General features: G+C 60.9%; 9 protein-coding genes. 5 read left to right on the forward strand and 4 right to left on the reverse strand.

The window, feature by feature from the left end; translation table 11 throughout:
* Positions 1-115: 115 nt before the first annotated feature.
* The 4 genes from IBX54_RS09775 to IBX54_RS09790 all read right to left on the reverse strand — a co-directional run bounded on the left by IBX54_RS09775 (position 116) and on the right by IBX54_RS09790 (position 2,576).
* Positions 116-916 (reverse strand): UDP-2,3-diacylglucosamine diphosphatase, encoded by an 801-nt coding sequence (locus IBX54_RS09775; protein WP_296542470.1) that lies wholly within the window; start codon positions 914-916, stop codon positions 116-118.
* A 16-nt stretch (positions 917-932) separates the two neighbouring features.
* Complete coding sequence (locus tag IBX54_RS09780) at positions 933-1,439, reverse strand: peptidylprolyl isomerase (protein ID WP_296542471.1); 507 nt, start codon at positions 1,437-1,439, stop codon at positions 933-935.
* A gap of 3 nt (positions 1,440-1,442) precedes the next feature.
* Positions 1,443-2,018, reverse strand: coding sequence for a peptidylprolyl isomerase (locus IBX54_RS09785; protein ID WP_296542478.1), 576 nt, complete (start codon positions 2,016-2,018; stop codon positions 1,443-1,445).
* Positions 2,019-2,114: 96 nt separating this feature from the next.
* On the reverse strand, positions 2,115-2,576 hold the full coding sequence (locus IBX54_RS09790) for a tetratricopeptide repeat protein (protein ID WP_296542472.1): 462 nt from the start codon (positions 2,574-2,576) through the stop codon (positions 2,115-2,117).
* A gap of 253 nt (positions 2,577-2,829) precedes the next feature.
* Here IBX54_RS09790 and cysS point away from each other — a divergent pair, with 253 nt between their 5' ends.
* From cysS to IBX54_RS09815, 5 genes are all read left to right on the forward strand, one after another.
* Positions 2,830-4,206, forward strand: coding sequence for a cysteine--tRNA ligase (gene cysS / locus IBX54_RS09795; RefSeq protein ID WP_296542473.1), 1,377 nt, complete (start codon positions 2,830-2,832; stop codon positions 4,204-4,206).
* Positions 4,207-4,219: 13 nt separating this feature from the next.
* A complete protein-coding gene (locus tag IBX54_RS09800; RefSeq protein WP_296542474.1) occupies positions 4,220-4,858 on the forward strand; it encodes a DNA-3-methyladenine glycosylase 2 family protein in 639 nt (212 codons plus the stop codon).
* Between the two features lie 179 nt (positions 4,859-5,037).
* Positions 5,038-6,015 (forward strand): acetyl-CoA carboxylase carboxyltransferase subunit alpha, encoded by a 978-nt coding sequence (locus tag IBX54_RS09805; protein ID WP_296542475.1) that lies wholly within the window; start codon positions 5,038-5,040, stop codon positions 6,013-6,015.
* 15 nt (positions 6,016-6,030) lie between these two features.
* Complete coding sequence (gene tilS, locus IBX54_RS09810) at positions 6,031-6,984, forward strand: tRNA lysidine(34) synthetase TilS (protein ID WP_296542476.1); 954 nt, start codon at positions 6,031-6,033, stop codon at positions 6,982-6,984.
* Between the two features lie 18 nt (positions 6,985-7,002).
* Positions 7,003-8,271, forward strand: a complete 1,269-nt coding sequence (locus tag IBX54_RS09815; RefSeq protein ID WP_296542477.1) for an aspartate kinase — start codon at positions 7,003-7,005, stop codon at positions 8,269-8,271.
* The last annotated feature ends 127 nt before the right edge of the window (positions 8,272-8,398 follow it).

Genomic DNA, 8,398 nt, shown 5'->3' on the forward strand with positions numbered 1-8,398 from the left:
TTCGTTCGCAATGACGGGGCTGTTCATGGAAAGCGTAGCGCGGCAGTCCATGACTTCCGGCTGCATGGATTGCGTCACTGCGTTCGCAATGACGATGTTCTTTCACTTTAAAACCTCAGGCGCTGGGTGCCAACGTCATGCGGTGCGGTGCTTGTCCGGTTTGTAACCTGAGCACTTCCAGCCGAGGCGGTTGTGCTGCTGCATCCCAGTCGCTCAACACGATTCGGCGCAAAGGTACTTGCGCAGTGGCATCCAGAATATGGTCTTTGGGCCGATGGGTATGGCCGTGGATCAGGGTGCTGGCGGCATTGGCCTGTAACCAGGCCTTGGCCTCTTGGGTATCCACGTCAGCATAGCTGGCACCACCGGCGTTGCGGGGTTGGCTTTGGGCGCGCAGCACGCGCGCCAGGGCTTGGCGCTCGGCCAATGGCTTGGCCAGGATGGCTTGTTGCCACGCCGGGTTGCGCACTTGTTGACGAAACTGCTGGTAGTCCACATCGTCCAGGCACAACTCGTCGCCATGCGACAGCAGCCAGCGCTGGCCGTCGAAGTCGAGCACGGTAGGGTCGGTCAGCAGCGTCATGCCGCAGCCCTTGGCAAAGTCGTCGCCCAGCAAAAAATCGCGGTTGCCGTGCATGAAATACACCGGCAGGCGCGCAGCCGTGGCCTGGATGACCTGCTGGCATTGCAGCGCAAAAGCGCCGTCAGGGTCGCCAGCCGCGTGGGTGATATCGTCGCCCACCCAGACCTCGAACAAGTCGCCCAGTATGAACAGCGCATCGGCTGGCGTGCCCGCCATGTAGTGCTGCCAGGCGGCAAAGGTGGCGGGTTGGCTGGCCTGCAGGTGCAGGTCGGAGATGAAGTCAAGCGTGCGCCAGTGGGCGCGGGCTGTTTCCACTGGCGCCATGCGGGGCATTTGAATCCCCTCAGGTTTACAACGCGACGGCTTTTTCGATCACCACGTCTTCCAGCGGCACGTCGTCGTGATAGCCCTTGCGGCCGGTCTTGACGGCCTTGATTTGGTCCACCACGTCGGTGCCGGCCACCACTTTGCCAAACACGGCATAACCCCAGCCCTGCTGGCTCGGTGCGGTGTGGTTGAGAAAAGTGTTGTCGGCCACGTTGATGAAAAACTGGGCGGTGGCCGAGTGCGGGTCGCCGGTGCGGGCCATGGCCACGGTGTAGTTCAGGTTTTTCAGGCCGTTGTTGGCCTCGTTTTCAATCGGCGCGTCGCAGGCTTTTTGCGCCATGCCGGGTTCCATGCCGCCGCCTTGCACCATGAAGCCGGGAATCACGCGGTGAAAAATGGTGTTGTCGTAGTGGCCCTTGTTGACGTAGGCCAGGAAGTTGGCGGCGCACTTGGGTGCCTTTTCGGCGTCGAGTTCAAGGGTGATGGTGCCGTAGTTTTTGACGTGGAGTTCGACTTGGGGGTTGCTCATGATTTATTTCACCAGGGTTGCAGAGTTGATAAGAATGGGGGTTTTGGGGACATCAATACCAAACGGGCCGCCGGGGCCGGTGGGCGTGGCCTTGATGGTGTTGACCACGTCCATGCCTGAGATGACTTTACCAAAAACGGTATAGCCAAAGGACTGACTGTTTGGGTCAAGGCGGCGGTTATCTGCCACGTTGATGAAAAACTGGGCAGTGGCCGACTGCGGGTCGGAGGTGCGCGCCATGGCCATCGTGCCAGGCACATTGCGCAGGCCTTTTTCGCGGGCCAGGCGGCCTTCATGCTCTACCGGCGCGCGGGTGGGTTTTTGTTGGTAGCTCGCATCAAAGCCGCCGCCCTGGATCATGAAGTTGCCGATCACGCGGTGAAAAATGGTGCCGTCATAGTGCTTGTCGTTGACATATTGCAAAAAATTGGCAACCGTTTTGGGCGCCTTGTCGGGGTACAGTTCAACCACAAAATCGCCCTCCGAGGTGGCAAATTTGACCTGTGGCGCGTCCTGCGCCAGCGCCACGTTGGCCGCAGTCGATAGCGCTGTGGCGACTATGGTGGTGCGTGCCAACATGCCGAAAGTTTTGAATTTCATCTGACTGCTCCTTGTAAAAATGGGTCAAAAGTAGTTGCTCGGTAAGTCGCCCTGGCGGTGATGCCAGCGCCGGGGCTAAGGCTTGACAAGTTCGCTGATCAGGTTCAGCTTGCGCGGCACCTGGGCGTTGCCGCTGTCGAGTTGCAGCGCTTTGTTATAGGCCTGGCCAGCCAGACGGGCATAGACGTCGCCCAGATTCTCAAAAGCCGTGGCGTAACCGGGGTTGGTGCGGATTGCCATCTCCAACGCCACCCGCGCCTTGTCATGCGCGCCCTGCGCGGCATGAAGCACGGCCAGGTTGTTGTATGGCTCGGCCAGTTCGGGGTAGTCCTGGGTGAGGCTGGTAAAGGTGGCCATGGCCTCGTCCTGCTGGCCCAGATTACGCTGGATCACGCCCTTGAGAAAGCGCATTTGCGGGTCGGCCGGTTTGTTGATCAGGTAGCTGTCCACCTTGGCCAGGGCTTCTGCGAACTTGTTGGCGCGCACCAATTCACTGGTGTCAGCGTACTCGTCAGCGTGGCTTGTCAGCGCCAACATCGTCCCCGCAAGGATAAGACAACGCAGGGTTTTGTGAATGACTGAACGGGCGTGCTTCATGGGTGGGTGGGTCGAATGGGGTGGCTCGGCCTGCCAGCGAGCGGGTGTCGGCAGGGCCTTATACTGAGGTGAATTGTAGCTGAGGGGGGCTTTTTTTGAGGTGTTTGGCGGCCTTTTGACGCCATGCCTCACGCACATGGTTTGCGCTCCCGTCCGGCACAGTACTGGCCTCTCAATTGGATTAGAACGACTCATGAGTTTGCGCATTTACAACACGATGTCTCGTGTTCTGGAACCTTTTACGCCGCTGCAGAGCGGCCATGTGCGCATGTACGTGTGCGGCATGACTGTGTATGACCTGTGCCATCTGGGCCACGCGCGGGCCATGGTGGCGTTTGACGTGGTGCAGCGCTGGTTCAGGAGCAGCGGCTACCAGGTCACTTATGTGCGCAACGTGACCGATATTGACGACAAAATCATCAAACGCGCCCTTGAAAACGGCGAGACCATCCGCGCCCTGACCGACCGCATGGTGGCTGCCCTGCACCAGGACGCCGACGCGCTGGGCATCGAGCGCCCCACCCATGAGCCGCGCGCCACCGACCACGTGCCCGCCATGCTCAAGCTCATCGGCCAGTTGCAGGACAAGGGGTTGGCTTACCAGAGTGGCGACGGCGATGTGAACTTTGCGGTGCGCAAATTCATTGGCTACGGCAAGCTCAGTGGCAAATCGCTCGACGAGCTGCGCGCCGGCGAGCGTGTGGCAGTTGTCGATGGCAAGACTGACCCGCTCGACTTCGTGCTGTGGAAATCTGCCAAGCCGACCGAGCCGCTTGACGCCAAATGGGACAGCGTGTATGGCACCGGCCGGCCGGGCTGGCACATCGAGTGCTCGGCCATGTGCGGCGAGCTGCTGGGCCAGACGGTCGATATTCATGGCGGCGGTGCCGACCTGCAGTTTCCCCACCACGAGAACGAAATCGCGCAAAGCGAAGGTGCCACCGGCCAGCCCTTGGCGCGTTTCTGGATGCACAACGGTTTTGTTACGCGCGACAACGAGAAGATGTCCAAAAGCCTGGGCAATTTCTTTACCATCCGCGAAATCCTGGCCCGCTTCGACGCTGAGACGCTGCGCTTTTTCATTGTGCGCGCGCACTACCGCAGCGCCCTCAACTACAGCGACGTGCACCTGGAAGACGCCCGCCAGTCGCTCAAGCGCCTGTACACCGCGCTCGATGCGGTAACGCCAGAACCCGTCGTGATCGATTGGGCCAATCCGTTTGCCGCGCGCTTCAAGGTCGCGATGGACGAGGACTTTGGCACGCCCGAGGCGGTGTCCGTGCTGTTCGAGCTGGCCAGCGAAGTCAATCGCACCCGCTCGGGCGCGCTGGCGGGCCTGCTCAAGGCGCTGGGTGGCTGCCTGGGCTTGCTGCAGCAAGACCCGCTTGCGTTTTTGCAGTCGGGCGCCGGTGTCAACGAAGCCGACGTCACGCAGCGCATTGCCGAGCGGGCGGCAGCCAAGGCAGCCAAAAACTTTGCCGAGGCCGACCGCATTCGCCAGGAGTTGCTGGCGCTGGGCATCGTGCTGAAAGACGCCGCCAACGGCACCAGCTGGGAAGTTGCCAAATGAGGGCGCTGGCGTGATGATTGCCACAGAACATTGTCCGGCGCCGCCTTATTGGGTCGATGCCTGCAAGCATCTGGTCAAAAAAGACCGCGTCATGAAGCGGCTGATTCCGCAGTTTGGTCAGGCCTGCCTGCAAAGCCGGGGCGATGCCTTTGCCACCCTGGCACGCAGCATGGTCGGCCAGCAAATTTCGGTCAAGGCGGCGCAAACCGTGTGGGACCGCTTTGCCAAACTGGCCCCCATCATGACCCCCGCGCAGGTGCTCAAGCTCAAGATCGACGACATGCGCGCGGCGGGTTTGAGCGCCCGCAAGGTGGAATACCTGGTGGACCTGGCGATTCACTTTGACATTGGCCAAGTGCGCGTGGATGACTGGACGGCGATGGACGACGAGGCCATCATCGACGAGCTGGTGGCCATTCGCGGCATTGGCCGCTGGACCGCAGAGATGTTTCTGATTTTTCACCTGATGCGCCCCAACGTGTTGCCGCTCGACGATGTCGGGCTGATCAACGGCATCAGCAAGAGCTATTTTTCGGGCGAGGCGGTCAGCCGCAGCGACGCGCGCGAGGTGGCGCTGGCCTGGGCGCCCTACCGCACCGTGGCAACTTGGTATATTTGGCGCTCGTTGGATCCGGCACCGGTTGAGTACTGAACTGTTTCTGGAACTTTAATAATGTCTGTCATTGCGAGCGAAGCGCGGCAATCCATGATGCCTGGGGCCATGGATTGCCACGTCGCTGACGCTCCTCGCAATGACGGATATTCTTGCCATATTTGGTGATAAAGACGTGCTTAAGCATTCGTTCACTAATCATTTAACAGGAGCCCGTTGTGGCTAAAAGAACCTTCCTCGATTTCGAGAGCCCGATTGCCGAGCTGGAAAACAAGATTGAAGAGCTGCGCTACGTGCAGACCGAGTCGGCGGTCGATATTTCGGATGAAATCACCCAGCTGGCCAAGAAAAGCCAGCAGCTCACCAAAGACATCTACAGCGACTTGACGCCTTGGCAAATCACCAAGATCGCGCGCCATGCCGAGCGCCCGTACACCATGGACTATGTGAACGAGCTGTTCACCCAGTTTGTCGAGCTGCACGGCGACCGTCACTTTGCCGACGACCTCAGCATCGTCGGCGGTCTGGCGCGCTTCAACGGCACGCCGTGCATGGTGATCGGCCAGCAAAAAGGCCGCGACACGCGCGAACGTGCCACCCGCAACTTTGGCATGAGCAAGCCCGAGGGCTACCGCAAAGCCTTGCGGCTCATGAAGACCGCTGAAAAGTTCAAACTGCCGGTGTTCACCTTTGTTGATACGCCTGGCGCCTACCCCGGCATCGATGCCGAGGAACGCGGCCAGGCCGAAGCCATTGGCCGCAACATCTTCGAGATGGCGCAGCTGGAGGTGCCGATCATTGTCACCATCATCGGCGAGGGCGGCTCGGGCGGCGCGCTGGCAATTTCGGTGGGCGACCAGCTGCTGATGCTGCAGTATTCCATTTACTCGGTGATCAGCCCCGAGGGTTGCGCCTCCATTTTGTGGAAAACCTCCGACAAGGCGCAGGAGGCCGCCGATGCGCTGGGCATCACCGCGCACCGCCTCAAGGCGCTGGGCGTGATTGACAAGATCGTCAACGAGCCGGTGGGCGGCGCGCAGCGCGACCCCAAGCAAATGGCGGCATTCCTCAAGCGCGCCCTGACTGAGGCGTACCGCCAGGTCAGCGACCTCAAAGTGAAAGACCTGCTGGAGCGGCGCTACGAGCGGCTGCAGAGCTATGGCCGTTTCACCGACACCAAAACCACGGGCAAGTAAGCCGCCTGCCATGCCATGACGCGCGCCTTCGAGCAGGCCATGGCCGCTTTCGCGCCGGCCTTGCCGCTGGCCGTGGCCTACAGCGGCGGTGCCGATTCCACAGCCTTGTTGCTGGCCTGCACGCGCAAGTGGCCGGGGCAGGTGATGGCGGTGCATGTGCACCATGGTCTGCAGGCGGCGGGCGACGACTTTGAGCGCCATTGCCGGGATTTTTGTGACCGTCTTCAGGTGCCGCTGGTGGTGCAAAAAGTCGATGCCAGTCATGCGCCGGGGCAAAGCCCCGAAGCGGCGGCGCGCCAGGCCCGCTACCAGGCCATCGAGGCGCTGGCGCAGCACGAGTCCGCAGCATTTCAAACCATCGCCATCGCCCAGCACGCCGACGATCAGGTTGAGACGCTGCTGCTGGCGTTGAGCCGGGGTGCCGGCTTGCCCGGTCTGAGCGCCATGGCGGCGCAGTGGCAGCGCGCTGGCCTGAGCTGGTGCCGCCCCTTGCTGGAGGTCAGTAGCGCCGATATACGGGCTTGGCTGAAAGCGCAGGGTGCTGGCTTCATTGAAGACCCGAGCAATGTCGATGAGCGCTTTACCCGCAACCGCATCCGCGCGCGCCTGATGCCCGCGCTGCAGGCCTGCTTGCCCCAGTTTCGCGACACCTTTGCCCGCAGCAGCCGCCATGCGGCGCAGGCCCAGGCGCTGTTGCAGGAAGTGGCCGTTGAGGACTTGGTGCGCATTGGTGTGCCGCCCGCCATCAAATTGCTGCAATGCCTGAGCCACCCACGGCTGGCCAACGTGTTGCGCCATTGGCTGCTGAGCGTGTACCAGGCCACGCCGACCAGCGCGCAACTGGTTGAATTGATGGCGCAGATTGACGCCTGCCGCACCCGGGGCCACCAGTTGCACCTGAAGGTGGGGCAGGGTTTTTGTGTCAGGTGTGGGCAAGTACTCGATTGGTACAATCCCGAGCTTTTGTAACCCACCTCGAGCCCCTTCATGTCCTTGATTGTTCATAAATACGGCGGCACCTCGATGGGCTCTACCGAGCGCATCAGCAATGTCGCCAAACGCGTCGCCAAATGGGCGCGCGCGGGCCACCAGATGGTGGTGGTACCCAGTGCCATGAGCGGTGAAACCAACCGCCTGCTGGCCTTGGCCAAAGAACTGGCGCCCTCCACCCTGAGCGACGCCTACAGCCGCGAGCTCGATATGCTGGCCGCCACCGGCGAGCAGGCATCGAGCGCCTTGCTGGCCATTGCGCTGCAAGCCCAGGGCCTGGAGTCGGTGAGTTACGCCGGTTGGCAGGTGCCCATTCGCACCAACAGCGCCTACACCAAGGCTCGCATCGAATCCATTGACGACAAACGTGTGCGCGCCGACCTGGACGCTGGCAAAGTCGTCATCGTGACCGGTTTCCAGGGGCTGGACGAGGCAGGCAACATCACCACGCTGGGCCGTGGTGGCTCCGATACCTCGGCGGTGGCCGTGGCAGCGGCCATGAAAGCCGATGAATGCCTGATCTTCACCGACGTCGATGGCGTTTACACCACCGACCCGCGCGTGGTGCCCGAGGCGCGGCGCCTGCAAACGGTGAGCTTCGAGGAAATGCTGGAGATGGCCTCGATGGGCTCCAAGGTGCTGCAGATTCGCTCGGTCGAATTTGCTGGCAAGTACAAGGTCAAACTGCGTGTGCTGTCGAGCTTCACGCCGTCGGACATCGACATCAACATTGAGGCCAAATCTGGCACCCTGATCACTTTTGAGGAAGACGAAAACATGGAGCAAGCCATCGTTTCAGGCATCGCGTTCACCCGCGACGAGACCAAAATTGCTGTGCTGGGCGTGCCCGACAAGCCCGGCATTGCCTACCAGATACTGGGTTCCGTGGCCGACGCCAACATCGAAGTTGACATGATCATCCAGAACCTCAGCAAGGACGGTAAGACCGACTTCAGCTTTACCGTGAACCATGGCGATTACGCCAAAGCCATGGATTTGCTGAAAAACGTGGTGATGCCCAAGGTCGGTGCGCAAGAAGTTGTGGGCGACACCAAAATCTGCAAAGTCTCCATTGTGGGCATCGGCATGCGCAGCCATGTGGGCGTGGCCAGCACCATGTTCCGCGTGCTCAGCGAAGAAGGCATCAACATTCAGATGATTTCCACCTCCGAAATCAAGACATCGGTGGTCATTGACGAAAAGTACATGGAGCTGGCGGTGCGCGCCCTGCACAGGGCATTTGGTCTGGATCAGGTGCCTGCCTGATAAAAGCCCCGAAGTCGTGACATAATCGCGGCTCTGATTTTCAGGAATCGTGACCGAGTGGCCGAAGGTGCTCCCCTGCTAAGGGAGTATGGGGTGTAGAGCCTCATCGAGGGTTCGAATCCCTCCG

It is taken from the genome of Rhodoferax sp. (assembly GCF_014859475.1).
Lineage (GTDB): Bacteria > Pseudomonadota > Gammaproteobacteria > Burkholderiales > Burkholderiaceae_C > Rhodoferax.

Bases quoted from the DNA above. Each gene is read 5' to 3' on its own strand.
- IBX54_RS09775 (WP_296542470.1), bottom strand. From the start codon at position 916: ATGCCCCGCATGGCGCCAGTGGAAACAGCCCGCGCCCACTGGCGCACG.
- IBX54_RS09780 (WP_296542471.1), bottom strand. From the start codon at position 1,439: ATGAGCAACCCCCAAGTCGAACTCCACGTCAAAAACTACGGCACCATC.
- IBX54_RS09785 (WP_296542478.1), bottom strand. From the start codon at position 2,018: ATGTTGGCACGCACCACCATAGTCGCCACAGCGCTATCGACTGCGGCC.
- IBX54_RS09790 (WP_296542472.1), bottom strand. From the start codon at position 2,576: ATGTTGGCGCTGACAAGCCACGCTGACGAGTACGCTGACACCAGTGAA.
- cysS (WP_296542473.1), top strand. From the start codon at position 2,830: ATGAGTTTGCGCATTTACAACACGATGTCTCGTGTTCTGGAACCTTTT.
- IBX54_RS09800 (WP_296542474.1), top strand. From the start codon at position 4,220: ATGATTGCCACAGAACATTGTCCGGCGCCGCCTTATTGGGTCGATGCC.
- tilS (WP_296542476.1), top strand. From the start codon at position 6,031: ATGACGCGCGCCTTCGAGCAGGCCATGGCCGCTTTCGCGCCGGCCTTG.
- IBX54_RS09815 (WP_296542477.1), top strand. From the start codon at position 7,003: ATGTCCTTGATTGTTCATAAATACGGCGGCACCTCGATGGGCTCTACC.